General features: G+C 59.5%; 22 protein-coding genes. 17 read left to right on the forward strand and 5 right to left on the reverse strand.

Translation table 11 applies throughout. The features are described 5' to 3' along the window. Positions 1-111: 111 nt before the first annotated feature. Positions 112-2,163, reverse strand: coding sequence for a methionine--tRNA ligase (metG, locus tag BB029_RS07250; protein WP_027604583.1), 2,052 nt, complete (start codon positions 2,161-2,163; stop codon positions 112-114). A 172-nt stretch (positions 2,164-2,335) separates the two neighbouring features. Between metG and apbC the strand changes: the two genes are divergently transcribed. Then, complete coding sequence (apbC, locus tag BB029_RS07255; protein WP_065938699.1) at positions 2,336-3,430, forward strand: iron-sulfur cluster carrier protein ApbC; 1,095 nt, start codon at positions 2,336-2,338, stop codon at positions 3,428-3,430. Between the two features lie 496 nt (positions 3,431-3,926). Here apbC and fdxA read toward each other — a convergent pair whose 3' ends face one another. From fdxA to BB029_RS07275, 4 genes are all read right to left on the reverse strand, one after another. Beyond that, positions 3,927-4,250 carry a ferredoxin FdxA gene (gene fdxA, locus BB029_RS07260; RefSeq protein ID WP_065938700.1) on the reverse strand — a complete coding sequence of 108 codons (324 nt, stop codon included), beginning with the start codon at positions 4,248-4,250 and terminating at the stop codon, positions 3,927-3,929. Between the two features lie 142 nt (positions 4,251-4,392). Beyond that, a complete protein-coding gene (gene mutS, locus BB029_RS07265) occupies positions 4,393-6,984 on the reverse strand; it encodes a DNA mismatch repair protein MutS (RefSeq protein WP_065926522.1) in 2,592 nt (863 codons plus the stop codon). A gap of 214 nt (positions 6,985-7,198) precedes the next feature. Next, on the reverse strand, positions 7,199-7,525 hold the full coding sequence (locus BB029_RS07270; protein ID WP_065938701.1) for a DUF2388 domain-containing protein: 327 nt from the start codon (positions 7,523-7,525) through the stop codon (positions 7,199-7,201). A 134-nt stretch (positions 7,526-7,659) separates the two neighbouring features. Continuing rightward, a complete protein-coding gene (locus BB029_RS07275; protein WP_065938702.1) occupies positions 7,660-7,875 on the reverse strand; it encodes a hypothetical protein in 216 nt (71 codons plus the stop codon). A gap of 261 nt (positions 7,876-8,136) precedes the next feature. Here BB029_RS07275 and BB029_RS33160 point away from each other — a divergent pair, with 261 nt between their 5' ends. The 16 genes from BB029_RS33160 (at position 8,137) to BB029_RS33645 (ending at position 17,477) form a co-directional block, all read left to right on the forward strand. Then, on the forward strand, positions 8,137-8,289 hold the full coding sequence (locus BB029_RS33160) for a hypothetical protein (protein ID WP_168166799.1): 153 nt from the start codon (positions 8,137-8,139) through the stop codon (positions 8,287-8,289). A gap of 90 nt (positions 8,290-8,379) precedes the next feature. Further along, a complete protein-coding gene (locus BB029_RS07280) occupies positions 8,380-9,114 on the forward strand; it encodes an XRE family transcriptional regulator (protein ID WP_005785382.1) in 735 nt (244 codons plus the stop codon). A 597-nt stretch (positions 9,115-9,711) separates the two neighbouring features. Then, a complete protein-coding gene (locus BB029_RS07285; RefSeq protein ID WP_027604569.1) occupies positions 9,712-10,056 on the forward strand; it encodes a phage holin family protein in 345 nt (114 codons plus the stop codon). Between the two features lie 20 nt (positions 10,057-10,076). Then, complete coding sequence (locus BB029_RS07290) at positions 10,077-10,592, forward strand: hypothetical protein (RefSeq protein WP_065938703.1); 516 nt, start codon at positions 10,077-10,079, stop codon at positions 10,590-10,592. Between the two features lie 3 nt (positions 10,593-10,595). Then, positions 10,596-11,207 carry a phage baseplate assembly protein V gene (locus BB029_RS07295; RefSeq protein ID WP_065938704.1) on the forward strand — a complete coding sequence of 204 codons (612 nt, stop codon included), beginning with the start codon at positions 10,596-10,598 and terminating at the stop codon, positions 11,205-11,207. Between the two features lie 9 nt (positions 11,208-11,216). Next, on the forward strand, positions 11,217-11,549 hold the full coding sequence (locus BB029_RS07300; protein ID WP_065938705.1) for a phage baseplate protein: 333 nt from the start codon (positions 11,217-11,219) through the stop codon (positions 11,547-11,549). Continuing rightward, positions 11,546-12,541 carry a baseplate J/gp47 family protein gene (locus BB029_RS07305; protein WP_065938706.1) on the forward strand — a complete coding sequence of 332 codons (996 nt, stop codon included), beginning with the start codon at positions 11,546-11,548 and terminating at the stop codon, positions 12,539-12,541. The genes BB029_RS07300 and BB029_RS07305 overlap by 4 nt, the downstream gene beginning before the upstream one ends. Next, positions 12,538-13,176, forward strand: coding sequence for a phage tail protein I (locus BB029_RS07310; RefSeq protein ID WP_065938707.1), 639 nt, complete (start codon positions 12,538-12,540; stop codon positions 13,174-13,176). The genes BB029_RS07305 and BB029_RS07310 overlap by 4 nt, the downstream gene beginning before the upstream one ends. Further along, complete coding sequence (locus BB029_RS07315) at positions 13,173-13,715, forward strand: phage tail protein (protein WP_065938708.1); 543 nt, start codon at positions 13,173-13,175, stop codon at positions 13,713-13,715. Before BB029_RS07310 ends, BB029_RS07315 begins: the two co-directional genes overlap by 4 nt. A 68-nt stretch (positions 13,716-13,783) precedes the next feature. After that, on the forward strand, positions 13,784-14,536 hold the full coding sequence (locus tag BB029_RS07320; protein ID WP_065938709.1) for a hypothetical protein: 753 nt from the start codon (positions 13,784-13,786) through the stop codon (positions 14,534-14,536). Positions 14,537-14,545: 9 nt separating this feature from the next. Beyond that, positions 14,546-14,782: a tail fiber assembly protein gene (locus BB029_RS07325; protein WP_065938710.1), complete on the forward strand. Its 237-nt coding sequence runs from the start codon at positions 14,546-14,548 to the stop codon at positions 14,780-14,782. 83 nt (positions 14,783-14,865) lie between these two features. Then, on the forward strand, positions 14,866-15,057 hold the full coding sequence (locus BB029_RS07330; protein ID WP_065938711.1) for a hypothetical protein: 192 nt from the start codon (positions 14,866-14,868) through the stop codon (positions 15,055-15,057). A gap of 2 nt (positions 15,058-15,059) precedes the next feature. Next, complete coding sequence (locus BB029_RS07335; RefSeq protein ID WP_065938712.1) at positions 15,060-16,226, forward strand: phage tail protein; 1,167 nt, start codon at positions 15,060-15,062, stop codon at positions 16,224-16,226. After that, positions 16,226-16,732: a phage major tail tube protein gene (locus BB029_RS07340; RefSeq protein ID WP_065938713.1), complete on the forward strand. Its 507-nt coding sequence runs from the start codon at positions 16,226-16,228 to the stop codon at positions 16,730-16,732. The genes BB029_RS07335 and BB029_RS07340 overlap by 1 nt, the downstream gene beginning before the upstream one ends. A gap of 50 nt (positions 16,733-16,782) precedes the next feature. Continuing rightward, positions 16,783-17,355: a phage tail assembly protein gene (locus BB029_RS07345; protein WP_065938714.1), complete on the forward strand. Its 573-nt coding sequence runs from the start codon at positions 16,783-16,785 to the stop codon at positions 17,353-17,355. Further along, positions 17,352-17,477 (forward strand): hypothetical protein, encoded by a 126-nt coding sequence (locus BB029_RS33645; protein ID WP_017844653.1) that lies wholly within the window; start codon positions 17,352-17,354, stop codon positions 17,475-17,477. The genes BB029_RS07345 and BB029_RS33645 overlap by 4 nt, the downstream gene beginning before the upstream one ends. The last annotated feature ends 2 nt before the right edge of the window (positions 17,478-17,479 follow it).

Consider the following 17,479-nt stretch of genomic DNA (forward strand, 5'->3'; position numbering starts at 1 on the left):
GTGATCATTGGCGTGCCGGTTGAACAAACAGGGTTTGATTATCCGGCAAGCGAGAAAGGGGACTAGTTGAAAAGCCCCGTCGCGGAAAACGACGGGGCTGTTTTGCAGGGCTTACTTGATACGTTGACCCGGTTTGGCGCCGCTGTCCGGGCTCAGCAGGTAGATCTCTTCGCCGCCAGGGCCCGCCGCCATCACCATGCCTTCGGAAATACCGAACTTCATTTTCCGCGGCTTGAGGTTGGCAATCATCATGGTCAGGCGACCATTGAGCTTGGACGGGTCGGGATAGGCGCTCTTGATTCCGGAGAACACGTTGCGTTGTTCGTCACCAATATCCAGGGTCAGGCGCAGCAGTTTGTCGGCCCCTTCCACGGCTTCGGCCTTGATGATCAGTGCCACGCGCAGGTCCACGGCAGCAAAGGCGTCAAAGTCGATTTCCGGGGAAAGCGGGTCCTTGGCCAGCTCGCCGTTACCGGCCGGTTTCGATTCGCCGGTATCGGTCTGGCTGGCGGCCAGGTCTTCTTTCGAGGCGTCGGTCATGGCCTGGACCTTGACGGGGTCGATCCGGGTCATCAGAGGCTTGAATTCATTCAACTGATGGTTGCTGAGCAACGTGGCGTGGTCGTTCCAGGTGAGCGGGGCGACATTGAGGAACGCCTCGGCGTCGGCGGCCAGCAATGGCAGCACGGGCTTGAGGAAGATCACCAACTGGCGGAACAGGTTGACGCCGGTGGCGCAGATCGCCTGGACCTCAGCCTGCTTGCCTTCCTGCTTGTTCAGCGACCATGGCGCCTTGTCGGCGATCCAGGCGTTGGCGCGGTCGGCCAGGCCCATGATCTCGCGCATGGCACGGGCAAAGTCACGGGCTTCATAGGCGTCGGCGATGCTTGGCGCGGCAGCCAGGAACGCGTCGGTCAGTTCCGGCGCGGCGTTCTCGGCCACCAGCAGGCCGGCGTTGCCCTTATGGATAAAACCGGCGCAGCGGCTGGCGATGTTGACCACCTTGCCAACCAGGTCCGAGTTGACCTTCTGGACAAAGTCTTCCAGGTTCAGGTCCAGGTCGTCGACGCCACGGCCCAGCTTGGAGGCGTAGTAATAGCGCAGGTATTCCGGCGACAGGTGGTCCAGGTAGGTGCGTGCCTTGATAAAGGTGCCACGGGACTTGGACATCTTCTGGCCGTTGACCGTCAGGTAGCCGTGTACGGCGATGCCGGTTGGCTTGCGGTAGCCCGAACCTTCGAGCATCGCTGGCCAGAACAGGGCGTGGAAGTTGACGATGTCCTTGCCGATGAAGTGGTACAGCTCGGCGGTGGAGTCCTTGCCCCAGAACGCATCGAAGTCCAGCTCCGGCGTACGGTCGCAGAGGTTCTTGAAGCTGGCCATGTAGCCGATCGGCGCGTCCAGCCACACATAGAAGTATTTGCCGGGCTCGCCTGGGATCTCGAAGCCGAAGTACGGCGCATCGCGGGAGATGTCCCACTGTTGCAGGCCTGCATCCAGCCATTCGGCGATCTTGTTGGCCACGGCGTCCTGCAGGGTGCCGCTGCGCGTCCAGGTCTGCAGCATCTGCTGGAAATCCGGAAGCTTGAAGAAGAAATGCTGGGAATCCTTGAGTACCGGGATGGCGCCGGAGATCGCCGAGCGTGGGTTCTTCAGGTCAGTCGGTGCGTAGGTGGCACCGCACTTCTCGCAGTTGTCGCCGTACTGGTCTTCAGTGCCGCATTTCGGGCAGGTGCCCTTGATGAAGCGGTCGGCCAGGAACATTTTCTTTTCCGGGTCGAAATACTGCGTGATCGAGCGCGTGGCAATGTGCCCGGCGTCCTTCAAGCGCAGGTAGATCTGGCTCGACAGCTCGCGGTTTTCGGCGGAGTGGGTCGAGTGGAAGTTGTCGAAGTCCACCAGGAACTCGGCAAAGTCGGCGCTGTGTTCAGCCTGCACATTGGCGATCAGTTGTTCCGGGGTGATGCCTTCCTTTTCGGCGCGCAGCATGATGGCCGAACCGTGGGCGTCGTCCGCGCAGACATAGATGCATTGATTGCCGCGATGCTTCTGGAAGCGCACCCACATATCGGTCTGGATGTACTCAAGCATATGGCCAAGATGGATGGAACCATTGGCATAGGGCAGGGCGCTGGTGACGAGGATCTTGCGTGGCTCGGACATGGGGCTCGGCTACTTGATGAAACGGAGGTCGGCCACTATAAAGCGCCGGGAAATTTATTTCACCCCGTGGTGCTGTTTCAGAATCTTCCGCACCTGCGAAAGCATGCCGTAACGCTGCTGGAACGGTTAGGATAGCCGCCTGTTTCAGTCAGTCTTTTTTCGGGAGTTGCCCATGAGCGCCGTCAATCGCGCAGCGGTGGAAGCCGTTCTTCGCCAGTACACCGACCCCTATTTGAACCAGGATCCGGTCAGCGCCGGCTGTGTACGCGCCATCGAGGTCCAGGGTGACCAGGTCTCGGTCCAACTGGAGCTGGGTTATGCCGCCGGCCTGTTCAAGAGCGGTTGGGCGCAGATGCTGCAAATGGCCATCGAGGGCCTCGACGGCGTGCGTGCCGCCAAGGTCGATATCCAGTGTGTGATCGCTCCGCACAAGGCTCAGGCGCAGATCCCGGGCCTGGCCAACGTCAAGAACGTGGTGGCAGTCGCTTCCGGCAAGGGCGGCGTGGGCAAATCCACAACAGCAGCCAACCTGGCCCTGGCCCTGGCCCGTGAAGGCGCGCGCGTGGGTATTCTCGACGCCGATATCTACGGCCCGAGCCAGGGCGTGATGTTCGGTATCGCCGAAGGCACGCGGCCGAAGATCAAGGACCAGAAGTGGTTCGTGCCGATCGAGTCCATGGGCGTGGAGGTCATGTCCATGGCGTTCCTGACCGATGACAACACGCCGATGGTGTGGCGCGGGCCGATGGTGTCCGGCGCGTTGCTGCAGTTGGTCACCCAGACTGCCTGGGGCGACCTGGACTACCTGGTGATCGACATGCCGCCAGGCACCGGCGATATCCAGCTGACCCTGGCACAGAAAGTCCCGGTGGCGGGCTCGGTGATCGTGACCACGCCCCAGGACCTGGCCTTGCTGGACGCCAGGAAGGGCGTGGAGATGTTCCGCAAGGTCAACATTCCAGTGTTGGGTGTGGTGGAAAACATGGCGGTGCACATCTGCTCCAACTGCGGCCACGCAGAGCATCTGTTTGGTGAAGGCGGTGGCGAGAAGCTGGCGACCCAGTACGGCGTTGAGCTACTGGCTTCGTTGCCATTGTCGATGGGCATTCGTGAACAGGCCGACGGCGGCAAGCCCACCGTCGCGGCAGAGCCTGATAGCCAGATCGCTATGATCTATCAGGAATTGGCTCGTCATGTGGGGGCCCGGATCGTCCTGCAGGAAGCGGCGGCCCCGGCAATGCCGACCATTACCGTCAGCGACGACTGAACTCGCTGAAGGACAAGAAGCCTCGACTTGTCGGGGCTTTTTCTTGTCTGGAGATCGGTCAATGGAGGGCTTTTACGCTTTTACGCAATGGCGCGTGTAAGCATTCACTTACTTTCTCGTAAGTGTTTGGTTTTTTTGTTAGGTGTGTGCGTCTCGAATCTTTGAAGGAGTTTTCTATCTGTTTGAAAGATAACAATTAATTATCTTTGTCTGGGGGCTGGAGCCTGTCAGTGCCCGGTTTGGATCCCGTTGAACTTCCCTCGGAACTCTCTAACATCAGCCCTGTGTCCACGGATTGACACAGCCATCAAGGAACGATGGTTGAAGGAACGTCGCAGGATGCGATTCATCAGGATGATGAAAAGGAACACAGGGACTAGGGAAAAAATGTGGGCGGGTCATACCGCCCCTTTTTTCGTCTATAGAAAAGTGAATGCGTTCCCCGGAACGCAAAAAAGGCCCTTGAAGGGCCTTTTTTATTGGGCAGCGGCGCTTTTTAGCGCTCTAGTTGCTCAATCTTGTTGGGTTTGCCATCCCATTCGGCGGCATCCGGCAACGGATCTTTCTTCTCGGTGATGTTTGGCCAGATTTCAGCCAATTCAACGTTCAACTGAATGAACTGTTCCATGCCCGCCGGGACTTCGTCCTCGGAGAAAATGGCGACGGCCGGGCATTCAGGTTCACACAGGGCGCAGTCAATGCACTCGTCCGGGTGGATGACCAGGAAGTTCGGGCCTTCGTAGAAGCAGTCCACCGGACATACTTCTACGCAGTCGGTGTACTTGCACTTGATGCAGTTGTCGGTGACGACGAAGGTCATTTCTAATTCTCTCCTCAGGCGGCGGCAGCGAAACCCTTTGTGGTAGGGCTCGCGAGGTTCGGGAGCGATAGTCTGCAGGCCAGGCTAAGAGCCAGCAGCATCCCAAACCGCGCGAGAGTCTATCAGCTTGCAAGCGTGAGCGTTATATCCGAGTCTTCAGTGCATATAACATTTCCAGCGCTTTTCGCGGCGTCAAGTCGTCCAGGTCAAGCTTTGCCAACTCATCCAGCACCGGATGGGGCAGGCTGGCGAACATATCGCTCTGATGCGGCGCAGCAGGTTTGCGGCTGGCCTTGGCAGGGCTGGCCACCACGGTTTCATGGGGCAAGGCCGTGGTTTCCAGGCGGCTGAGGTGTTCGCGGGCACGGGTGATCACGTCGTTCGGCACGCCGGCCAATTGCGCCACGGCCAGCCCGTAACTCTGGCTGGCCGGCCCTGGCAGCACGTGGTGCAGGAACACGATGCGCTCGTTGTGCTCGGTGGCATTCAGATGCACGTTGGCCACCAGCGGCTCGCTTTCCGGCAGCACCGTCAGTTCGAAGTAGTGGGTGGCAAATAGTGTATAGGCACGCAGGTGCGCCAACCGTTCGGCCGCCGCCCACGCCAGGGACAGGCCGTCAAACGTACTGGTGCCGCGACCCACTTCGTCCATCAGCACCAGGCTGCGCTCGGTGGCGTTGTGCAGGATATTGGCGGTCTCGCTCATTTCCACCATAAAGGTCGAACGGCCACCGGCCAGGTCATCGCTGGAGCCGATCCGGGTGAAGATGCGATCCACCAGAGACAGCTCGCAACTGGCTGCCGGCACAAAACTGCCGATATGCGCCAGCAGTACGATCAACGCGGTTTGACGCATATAGGTGGATTTACCACCCATGTTCGGCCCCGTAATCACCAACATGCGCGTATCGTCGTCCAGCGACAGGTCGTTGGCGACGAACGGCGTGGTCAGCACCTGCTCCACCACCGGGTGACGCCCCTGCACGATGCGCATGCACGGCTCACTGACAAACCGTGGGCAGTTCAGGTCGAGATTCAGCGCCCGTTCGGCGAGGTTGCTCAGCACATCCAGCTCCGCCAGGGCGGCGGCGGTGTCCTGCAGCGGCGCCAACTGGCTGATCAAGTCTTCCAGCAACGCCTCGTAGAGCATCTTTTCCCGGGCCAAGGCACGGCTCTTGGCCGACAGCGCCTTGTCTTCAAACTCCTTCAGCTCCGGGGTGATAAAACGCTCGGCACCTTTGAGTGTCTGGCGGCGTTGATAGTCGATGGGCGCCGACTCGGCCTGCTTGCTCGGCAACTCGATAAAGTAGCCATGCACGCGGTTGTAGCCCACTTTCAGGTTGGCCAGGCCGGTGCGGGCTTTCTCGCGGGCTTCCAGGTCGATCAGGAACTGCCCGGCGTTTTCGCTCAGGGACTGCAGTTCGTCCAGTTCGCTGTCGTAGCCGGTCTTGAGTACACCGCCGTCACGGATGATCGCCGGCGGGTTGTCGATAATGGCCTTTTCCAGCAGCGCGGCCAGTTCCGGGTAGGTACCGGCCGTTACGGCGAGTTGTTGCAGGTGCGGCGTGTCCAGTTCGGTCATCGCCACTTGCAGTTGCGGCAGGGCGCTGAGGGCATCGCGCAGACGCGCCAGGTCACGGGGCCGCGCATTGCGCAGGCCGATCCGCGCCAGGATGCGCTCGATGTCGCCGATCTCCTTCAACTGCGGCTGCAGCTTTTCAAAGCGATAGCCGTCCAGCAGGCAGGTAATCGACGTCTGGCGCGCCTGCAGCACCGTCAAATCCCGCAACGGACGGTTCAACCAGCGGGTCAACAGACGGCTGCCCATGGCGGTTTGGCAGCGGTCGACCACCGATTGCAGGGTGTTATCGCGCCCGCCGGACAGGTTGGTGTCCAGTTCCAGGTTGCGACGGCTCGCGCCATCGAGCACCACGGTGTCGTCCAGGCGCTCGTGGCGCAGGCTGCGCAGGTGCGGCAGGGCGGTGCGCTGGGTTTCCTTGGCGTAGCTGAGCAGGCAACCCGCAGCGCCGATGGCCAGGGTCAGGGTTTCGCAGCCGAAGCCTTTAAGGTCCTGCACCGAGAACTGCTGGCATAGACTTTTCAGTGCCGAGTCACGCTCGAAATCCCACGGCGCACGACGCTTGGTCCCACGGCGTTTTTCCGCTGGCAGGTCTTTGGGCCAATCATCCGGGATCAACAGCTCCACCGGGTTGATGCGCTCCAGCTCCGCCAGCAGGTTTTCCCAGCCCTTGATCTCCAGCACGCTGAAATTGCCGCTGGTGATATCCAGTACCGAAAGCCCGAACAAGCGCTCATCGCCCAGCACCGCGGCGATCAGGTTATCGCGACGCTCATCCAGCAGCGCCTCATCGCTCACCGTCCCCGGCGTAATAATACGCACCACCTGGCGTTCCACCGGGCCCTTGCTGGTGGCCGGATCGCCGATCTGCTCGCAGATCACCACCGATTCGCCCAGCTTCACCAGCTTGACCAGGTAACCCTCCAGCGAGTGATAAGGGATCCCGCACATCGGAATCGACTGCCCCGCCGACTGCCCGCGCGCGGTCAAGGTGATGTCCAGCAACTTGGCAGCCTTCTTCGCGTCTTCATAGAAGATCTCGTAGAAGTCGCCCATGCGATAGAACATCAACTGATCAGGGTGCTGGTTTTTCAAGCGCCAGTACTGCTGCATCATCGGGGTGTGAGAGGACAGATCGGACGTGTTTTTACTCATTGGATAATAGGCAAATTCGTTGAAAGGAGTGGGGCAAAGGTGGGGCGCTCGGCCCTGCTGATTTTGCAATGGCTGCAAGGTTAACACGCGAGGTCGGCCCTTCGCAGGTCGCAAACGGATAGGTAAAACGCAAAGTGGGATGGCGCATTTGTTTAAATGCGCAACGCTTCTGCAGGGGCGTGTCGCTGTTGGCATGCAGCCGAAAATGCCTCCCTCAGTACGATGAGGCGATCGCCTTGGCCAGTTGCATGTCGGACATAAGAGGCGAGGCGTAGGTCGAGCGATAGTACCGAGTTGCCTGTTCGAACTCAGCACCGCGGATCTCGCCGTCCGAACCGATAAAGGCCAGGGCATCGGTTTTGGACGATGTGAAAAGCTTTGGCGCATCGGTCGTGAGAGCGCTGGCTCCCCCAATCAGGATCGTGGGCACGAACGTCGTGTACATCAGCGCTTTATCGAAAGGGTTGGCGTTTTCTGCGGCCACTGCTGGGGCGCCGATCAATACCATGGCAGCCATTGCCAGAGTCTTCCATGAGTCCATTCTTCGAAGCTTCCATTCTATAAGAGGGGGGCACGATAGTAGAGCTGGTCACTTTGCAGATATAAGGCGCCGTCGGCACTGGTGCGGGTTGCCATGCTTGACGGGGTGGTTTTTAACGCTGTGCTCTCGACTCATCAGTTCGCCCCATAGAAATGGTTCAGCACTATCAATTCAATCACCGCGACGAAACAGCACAGCACAATGAACCCGGGGCTGAAGACCCGCTTGCGATTAGAGCCCCCGCCGCCCAGCGAGCTGAAGTCTGCGCCGTCGGAGATCAACATTAGGAGCGCCAGCACGGCGTATATCCACGCCTTGCCCCAGAAGCTCTGATTTCTCCATTCGGTCATTCGTGGTCTTCCGCATACCGCTTTAAATTGAGGTGAATGGGCGTTGGCGGCAAGGTTAGCACGCAAGGTTGGGGGCTTCGCAGGTCATGAACGGATAGGTAGAACGTAAATAAAAGTGCGGGCGACCCTTTTTGTCCCTTAGCCCATCCTGATCAACGCTTCATTGCGTTGCACTGAGTGCGCAAATCGCTATTGCTGATGTTTTCGCAGCTGGAGCCACTTTGCTGGGCGTTGCAGTAGGCTCGTTGGTCAGAGTCGCTGATGCTGGTGCAACTTGCCGCAAATGTGTACCCATTGAACATCAACAAAATGGCAAGCACGAGTTTCATTGCTTTCTTCCTTGGCTCGCCAGGAATCAGCCTGGCGCTGTTTGAGCGCATCGCATCAAGTACCGCGGTGATCATGCCAAATTGACTTTATTTTGCCCGGAAGTTCCGCTGATGTGCATGGAATATGCAAATTAGCATTTGCCAACCCCGAAAACTCCCGTCAATATCGCCCGCTATGCAAAAACGCAACGTTTCTATCGTCTTAAGAGAACTGCTGGACCGCGACCGGATCTCCCCCACGGAGCTTCACCGGCGTACTGGCGTGCCTCAATCCACGTTGTCCCGGATTCTCAGCGGCAAGATCGTTGATCCCTCGGATAAACACATCTCGCGCATCGCCGAGTACTTCCGCGTCAGCACCGATCAACTGCGCGGGCGCGCGGCGGTGGGGGCTTTGCGCGATGACGGGCGCGACCCGATGCATTCGGAACTCAAGGATATAAGCCTGTGGGACGACGACACGCCCGTTAATGATGACGAGGTGTCGATCCCCTTTCTGCGCGAGGTTGAATTGGCTGCTGGATCAGGAAGATTCGTCATCGAGGAAAGCGAGAAGGCCAGCCTGCGTTTTGGAAAACGCAGCCTGCGGCATAACGGTGTGCAGTTCGACCAAGCCAAGTGTGTGACGGTGCGCGGCAACAGTATGTTGCCGGTACTGCGCGACGGCGCGACGGTCGGCGTGAATGCTGGCAAAAGTGGCATCGGCGACATCGTCGATGGCGACTTGTATGCCATCAATCACAATGGCCAGCTGCGGGTTAAACAGCTCTATCGCCTGCCTTCCGGGATTCGCCTGCGCAGTTTCAATCGCGATGAACACCCGGATGAGGACTACAGCTTCCAGGATATCCAGGATGAGCAGATCAGCATTCTCGGGCATGTGTTCTGGTGGGGGATGTACGCCCGTTAACCTCCTTGCGTAAGACCGCCCGCCATCGAGCGGGCTTTTTTTCGCCTGTGGAAAATCGCCAAACCCTTTGCCTGCAGGGCCTGAAATGCATCAGCGCATTAATCGCGTGAAAATAAATGCATTTGTGCATTGACTGTATATGCATACATGCATATTCTTCATCCCAAGCCAGCCAATAAGGCCTGGTGGAGGCGGCAAGGATGCTGCCAAGGAAGACAAGGAAGGCACGCAACATCGGCAAGGACGCCATCAGAGCGATGGCAGGGACGCCAGGCAACACCGGCAAGGATGCCGACGCTCTTTAGTTTCACAGCTTTGCAAGAACAGGCAGCGATGAACCGGCCTTGACGGTTCAGAGGGTTGGCAACTGACCCGGGTGTGCAGCGTAAAGCACCAGAAGCAGTTATCCGGCAGACAGGGATCGTGGTCGGAAAAACATCGAGGAAAGATCCGTACCGCGCCAGTAGCGCCGAAAGATCGACGCTGGACCGCATTACTGAAAAGCCTGGGCAACCGGGCTTTTTGGAATGCCTACCTATACATGGATTTACCCAAAAGCCGGTGTTTTGCCGGCATTGCTCAGCCAGGAGGCGTGACATGACAAACGAGCAGCAAGCGTTAGCGGAAATGCCTATCTGGCTGGTGATCGCACTGGCGCTGATTGGTGGTGTATCCGGCGAAATGTGGCGCGCCGACAAGGAGGGTGCCCGCGGTTGGTCGCTGGTTCGGCGCCTGGCCTTGCGATCCGGGGCGTGCATGGTCTGCGGGGTTTCGGCATTGATGCTGTGCTACGCCGCCGGCATGTCGATCTGGACCGCCGGCGCCATTGGTTGCCTGACGGCCATGGCCGGCGCGGACGTCGCCATCGGCCTTTATGAACGCTGGGCGGCCAAGCGCATCGGGGTCAACGAAGCGCCCACATCTCGCTCGGATCAGCAGTAACTGCTGCAAGGACGCAACTGATGACACTTATCGAAAAACCCTCCCAACTACCTGTAGCCATTGAGGGGGCGCTGAAGCGTGCCTTCCCGCAACTTCAGGTAGGCAACCATCAGGACGTTGGCGCCGCCGGGGATTACACCGGCGTGCTGATCAGCGTGGAACGCAACGGCCCCGGCGTGCGTTCCCGTGAAGGGCGCAAGGCGCATGCCTTGTCGGTATCACTCAGGGTTACGGTCGCCAGCGCGGCGGCGCCTTTTGACGCGTGCGACCTGGCCAGCCAATTGATGGACCTGGCCCTGGATAACCGCTGGGGCCTGCCGTCGGACCAGTGCGATTTACCCACGGCCGTCGTCGCGGCGCCCTCTGGGCTCGCCAACGCCGAAACGGACTACGACACCTGGACCGTTTCCTTCACTCAAACCCTCTATCTCGGCCCGTCGTTGCTCGAAGATCCCACCGGCACACCGCTGTTTGCCCGCACCTGGGAAGTCTCGGACATCGACGATCCGGATCAATATCGGCCCCTGCAGGAGTAGTCCATGTTCGACGCATTGTTACGCATGCAACTGGGGCCGATTGTCGAGCGCCTGGCGGAAATGGAAGCCCAGCTCGAAGACCTGTATCGCCGCGCGGACAGTTTCTGCCGCATTGGCGTGTGCCAGGAGGTCGACGCTGCCAGCAATACCTGCAAGGTCAGCCATGGTGAGTTGCTTACCCCGGCGATTCGGTTCTTCAACCCCAGCGCCGGTGCGCAGACCGAAACCCGTATTCCATCGGTGGGCGAACAATGCCTGCTGCTCAACTACGGCGGCGGGGAAGGGGGCGCGCAGTCGGTGGCGCTGTTCGGGCTGAACAGCAGTCTGTTTCCTCCCGTGTCCAGCGTCGCCTCGCTGACCCGGCGGCGCCATCAGGATGGCACCCAAAGCGACTACGACGATGCCAGCCATACCTTCAACTGGATTAACGGCCCAACCACGTTCAGCGGAACCCGCGAACAGGTCGACGTCAAGGTCGGTGCTGCCAGCCTGACCCTGAGCGCCCAGGGCATCATCCTGCAACTCGGCGCCACCGGCCTCTCGCTGGATGCCGCCGGCGTGCATTTGAGCGGCCCGCTGGTGGATCACCAGGGCCGCGTGATCAGCCGCGCATAAGGAGTTGCCATGATCGGAATCGATAGGAACACCGGGGCAGCCGTCGATGACTGGCTGCAATTCGTACAGCGTGCCACCCGAGCGCTGACCACCCCCTTGGGCACTCGCCAGAAGCGCCCATTGTACGGCTCGATGATCCCGCAACTGCTCGGCCAGAACCTTGGCGACGACCTGTTGATCCTCGCCCAAAGCCACGCCGCGCAAGCGTTCTACAACCGCCAGAACGGCATTGCCGACTTCCAGCCCCAGGTCATCGTCGCCACCCGCCAGGGCGCCGGGTTATTGCTGCGTTTTGCCGGCACCTGGAAAAACCGCCAACAATCCTTCGAGGTCGTGACATGAGCATGCTGATCCCAGGCCAGAACCAATTGGCGGAGCCGGCGATTATCGCGGTCGATGAGTTCGAACCGCTGCTGGCGGAGTTCAAGGCGTTTGTCGTCGACTACGTCGCCACCCGCGCGCCGCAGAGCGCGGCCAGACTCAAGGTCAGCCTCGACAACGAGAGCGAACTGCTGACCCTGGCCTTGGAAGCGTTTTGCGTGCGCCTGCAAACCCACGAACGCAAATACAACGCCCGCATCAAGCAGATGCTGGCGTGGTGGGCCACCGGCAGCAACCTGGATGCACGCCTGGCCGATATGGGCCTGGAGCGCCAAGTGCTCGACCCCGGCGACCCGGCGGCTTTCCCACCGGTGCCACCCACCCTGGAAAGCGACGACGACGCGCGCCTGCGCTATTACCTGGCACCCCATGCGCCGGCGGCGGGTTCGCGGATGCAGTATCGCCGCGAAGTCTTCACCCTCGGTGAGCGGCCGTCGGTCAAGGTGCAAAGCGCCACACCGGGCGTGGTGACCGTCAGCTACACCTTCGATCCGGACGGCTACGCGGCCCGGGTCAAGGATGGCAACGGACGGCGCACGGCGCCTGGCGAAGTAATGGTCACCGTGCTTTCAAGGGAAGGAGACGGCACGCCGTCCGCCGATTTGCTTGACGGCGTACGGCGACATTTCGCACGGCCCGATGTACGGCCTGAGACCGACCTGGTCACCGTCCAAGGTGCGCAAATCCTGCCGTACAAAATTCGCGTGGTGGCCAGGATCAACGCCGGTCCGGATTCCGGACTCACCCAAGTCGCCGCGCAGAAATTGCTGCAAGGCTATGCAGAGTCCTGCCATCGCCTGGAAGGCCGTGTGGACCCAAGTTGGATCGACTATGCGATCCACAGCGCCGGTGCCGCGCAATTGCAGATTCTCGAGCCGCTGGCGCCGATCATCAGCACGGCATTCCAGGCCCCGTATTGCACGGGCGTCGAGGTGGAGGTGCGCACGTTATGAGTGAACCCAAAGCGAGTTTGTTGCCCGCCAACAGCTCACCGCTGGAGAAGGCTTTGGACCTGGGGTTCGGTAAGTTGCTCGACCGGGTCATACCGCCGTTCCCGGCGTTGATGAACCCGCTGCAAACCCCTGCCGAGTTCCTTCCTTACCTGGCCGCCGATCGAGGCGTCAGCGAATGGGACGCCGATGCCAGCGAAAGCGAAAAGCGCCTTACTGTGGCCTTGTCCTGGCAGATCCAGCGTCAGGCGGGTACGCCAAAATCGTTGAACCATGCGGTGGAATCGCTGGGTTTCACCCCCAACATCAGTGCCTGGTATCAGCAGCGGCCATTGGGCGTGCCTTACACCTTTGATGTGCAGGCGATCATTGGGCGCAGTTGGTCCAGTGGTGATCACAATCGGCTGATTCGCCGTGTCAATGCGGCTCAGAGTGAACGGGATCGGGCCACGATCACTGTAGTGCATGAGACGTACGGTCAACTTGCCTTGACCGCAATTGTTCACGCCCCGTTCAGTGACAGCGAGTTAAGCCTGCAAGGTGCCCTACCTGAATGGGCATTGATTGCTCGACTAAACAGTGCAGGCGTCGCCCAGCACTACACCATTAACGATTACGACCTCAGGGCGCAGCCATGACAGATGACATTACGCGCCTGGTGCGCTTCACCTCCAAGGGTTTGGATGAAGTGCTGCAGGCAAAAAACCAGGGATTGAAAGGCGAAATCACCCATATCGGCGCCGGCACCGGCCGCTACAACCCTGACGGAACCGAACTGGCCTTGCGCGATGAGCGCCAGCGGGTTGCCATTGTGGATTACGAAGACCTGGGCGACCGCCAACTCAGGATGGCGGCACTGTTTGATGGTGACGGTGAGTATGAGATTGGCGAGTTTGGTTTTTACCTCGCCAGTGGGACTTTGCTGGCGGTGTATTCCGTGGCGGGGAGGTTGTTGACGTATAAAGCGGCGGCCGCGCGAGTACTGCAGAAGTTCACGCTGGATATTTCGCCGTTGCCGGCGGATAGCGTGACGATCACGGTGGGGAGTGAAAACCTTAACGTGTTGCTGGTCGATGAATTGGCGGCGCTGTCTGCCGCCAGCGTTGACAATATGGCCAGAGGTGTTGGGCTTTTGTTTCGAGTAATGAAACTCGAGAGCAAGAGTAGTGCTTTTTAGTCGTAAGTATTTTGGTGATGGCCAATAAGAGTTTACTGAGTAATCAGAAAAGATAAGGAGATCGTATTTTGAGTACAGAACAGCAATTGGCTGCCGTCGTCAGTGCGGCGAATAGTCTTACCACTGTAGTCACCGGCAAGGTCGGTGAGATTGATAAGGCGATAGCGGAGGCGCGGCGCGCCTACGATGCACAGCTTTTGGATCTGAAAAGCCGTTTGCCCAGGCTTGCGGTGACTAAAAACTTCAACTTGTATCCCAGCGCCGATGGAAAGTTGATCGACAACTGGGGAATTCATGGAGAGGTGGCTTGTAATAAACTGCGTTCTATCACCACCACCTCTCAAGCTACAGGCCGTCCGCAGGCGGATGTGGATTTTCTGCTGCAAGTCCAGGCCGATGTGCGCGAACAGTTTCCTGGCTTCAATATCAGAGCCAGCGAGTACTTTCGAACGATTTTAAACGTGTGGCAATTGAAGTGGGCAACCGCAGACATCAGTCCTTGGCTCGCTTTCCCTTATACGGTTGATACCGCACTTGCTAATGGAACGGGGGCGGTTCCGCTCAACTCCTATATCACATTGGGTGCGTTTGTCCGTGTCCTGGAGGGTTCAATTTCTGGTGCCTGGAGTGTCGGTGCAGAAAAAGGCAAGTGGCGCTGGTGCTCGACAGTTGTTGCGCCCAGTGAACTGTTTGGCGCCTATTATCACCTTCATCCGATGCGGACTTCTGCTTCGGGTATTGTCGAAGTGATGTTGGCAGGCGCCTGCACGGGTGTTGTTACCAGTCCAGGCGACTGGGGAACTATGTTGGCTTTGAGCTAAGGAGAGACCATGAAGCCCATTTTTGTACCTGCTGAACTTCATCCACTGATTAAGTGGCAAGTTATACGTAGCGCCCGTGATCAGGATTTGTCAGCCAGTGATTATGCGGCGATGCCCGACTATCCAATGTTGGATAAAAATAAAGCTGCGTTCTTGGCCTATCGCCAGGGCCTGCGAGATATTCCAGATCAAGGGAGCGATCCCGACACCGTTGTATGGCCTCCTAAGCCGGACTTCCTGAAGTAACCCTCCGCGAAAGCGGTTTTTTTTCGCCTCCCAAAGCCCCTTCCGTAGGGGCTTTGGCGTTTTCCATTCGGAGAATCCCACTCATGCACACCCGCCAAACCTACACCGTCCTCATCCCATTCCCCACCGGTGCCGGCCATTGGTCCACCGTCGGCGAGGAACTGGACCTGCTGGACGTCGAAGCATCCGCCCTGCGCACCGCCGGCCGCCTGGAACTGACCAGCGTCCTCAACGCCACCCCGGCCAAAAAGGCCACCACCAAGAAGGCTGACTAACCATGGCTGAGGTTCTGAACTTCGAGCACAACGGCATCACCGTGAATGCCACCGAATCCCCCGAGGCCATGGGTGGCCTTGGCGACAATGTGATCGGCCTGGTCGGCACCGCGCCGAATGCCCATGCGTCGATCCCGAAAAACGCGCCGTTCCGTATCAACAGCTTCACCACCCAGGCGCTGCTGGATCCTACTGGCGCGGAGACAGGCACGCTGTTCCACGCGGTCTACCAGATCCTCAAAGTGGTCAAGGTGCCGGTCTACGTGGTGATCGTGGAGGAGGGCGCCACCCCGGCGGACACCCTCAACAATGTAATCGGCGGCAACGAGCCGGTCACCGGTCGTAAGCTGGGCCTGGCGGCACTGGCCAGCGTGCCGGAAGACCTGACCATCATCGGCGCCCCTGGCTTCACCGGTACCAAGGCTGTGGCGGGTGAGTTCGCGGCCTTCGGCAAGCGCATCAAGGCCCGTGTGGTGCTGGATGGCAAGGACGCGGCGGTGGCCGACCAGGTGACCTACAGCGGCGAACTGGGCGGTGCCGAGCTTGGTTTCGACCGTTGCCTGCTGGTGCACAACATGCCGTCGGTGTACTCCAAGGCGGCGAAGAAAAACGTGTTCCTCGCGCCGTCATCCCTGGCGATCGCGGCGCTGGCCAAGGTCAAGCAGTGGGAAAGCCCGGGTAATCAGGTGACGTTCGCCGAGGACGTTTCCCGCGTGGTCGAGTACAACATCCTCGACACCTCCACCGAAGGCGACCTGCTCAACCGTTACGGCGTGAGCTACTACGCCCGCACCATCCTCGGCGGTTTTTCGCTGCTGGGTAACCGCTCCATCACTGGCAAGTTCATCAGCTATGTCGGGCTGGAAGATGCCATCAGCCGCAAGTTGGTCAAGGCGGGTCAGAAAGCCATGGCCAAGAACCTCACCAAGTCCTTCATGGACCAGGAGGTCAAGCGCATCAACGACTGGCTGCAAACCCTGGTCGCCGACGAAACCATTCCCGGCGGCAGCGTGTACCTGCACCCGGAGCTCAACAGTGTCGAGAAGTACAAGAACGGCACCTGGTTCATCGTTATCGATTACGGCCGCTATGCGCCGAACGAACACATGATTTATCAACTCAACGCCCGCGATGAAATCATCGAGCAGTTCCTGGAGGACGTTCTCTAATGTTTACCAACCGAGTCAGACAGGCCATTGCGGCCACCCTTCAAGGCCTGCCGTTGTCCGCGACGGTCGAGGAATTCACCCCGCCGAAGATCGAGTTCGACATGGAATCCATGTCCGGCGGGCGCTTTATCGCCGAGGAAATGGCCAAGAGCGGCAAGGTGCTCAATGCCACCTTGGTGCTGCAAGGTGCCGGCCCGGAAATCATGCTGGCCCTGGGCGTGCGCCTGGGTGATGACATCCTGCTGAACGTGCGGGAAGCCGGCCAGGATCAGGACGGCAAGACCTACTTCACCTATCACACGGTCGGCGGCAAGCTGAAATCCCTGGCCGAAGCCAAGTTGAAGATGGGCGACAAGGCTCTCACCACGCTTGAGCTTTCCTGCCGCACTTACAACCGCCTGGAAAACGGCATCCCGGTCATCGACATCGACGTGCGTACCCAGAAGTTCGTGCTCAATGGTGTCGACATCCTCGGCGATGCCCGCCGTGCGGTGCTGATGCCGTAACTCCCCGGGGGCGGGCGTGCTCGCCCCTTACTTCATCAAGGAATTGCCCCATGGCCTGGATGCCACCGCTGCACCTCCTGCTGTCTCCGATCACCGCCGACACCGGCGCGACGATCCAGCAGGTGCAACTCAAGCCGCTGTACTACGCCGCGCAAAAAGAAGCGCTGGCCCGGGCCGGTGATGACGAGGACGACCAGTTTTTCGAACTGGCGAAACTCGCCACCGGCCTGTCGGAAAAAGAACTCGACCAGCTCAAGCGCCCGGACTACGTCAGCATCGCCCAATACGTACACGAGATGTCGACACGCCCTACTTCGTTTTTCCTGGATGAGCAAGCGACGGCAACCCACGACCAGCCCGTCCAATTGTTGCTGCCTCTCGACGCGGCCGGCCGGACCCTCACTGAACTGCCCTTGGAAATGCCCGCCCTGCGTGCCACCAAGGTGATGAAAAAACTCGTCACCAACAAAGAGCGCGCCGAGTTCATTACCGCCCATTGCACCGGCCTGATGATCCCCGACCTCGCCAACCTGACCGTGCCCGACTGGACCGAACTGCAGGAGCGCATCGACGATTTTTTAAACAAACCGGCGGACTTCTTTCGGAGCGCGACATCGAAGTGATCCTCGATGTGGTGCCGCTGATCTATTCGGTCAATGAGGCGGAGATCCTCGACTGGGACGCCGGAAAAGCATTGCGCCGCTACGACATCGCGATCACTCGCCTTGGCGTTAAACAGGAGTAAGC

The sequence above is a fragment of the Pseudomonas sp. S3E12 genome (assembly GCF_001702295.1).
Lineage (GTDB): Bacteria > Pseudomonadota > Gammaproteobacteria > Pseudomonadales > Pseudomonadaceae > Aquipseudomonas > Aquipseudomonas marginalis.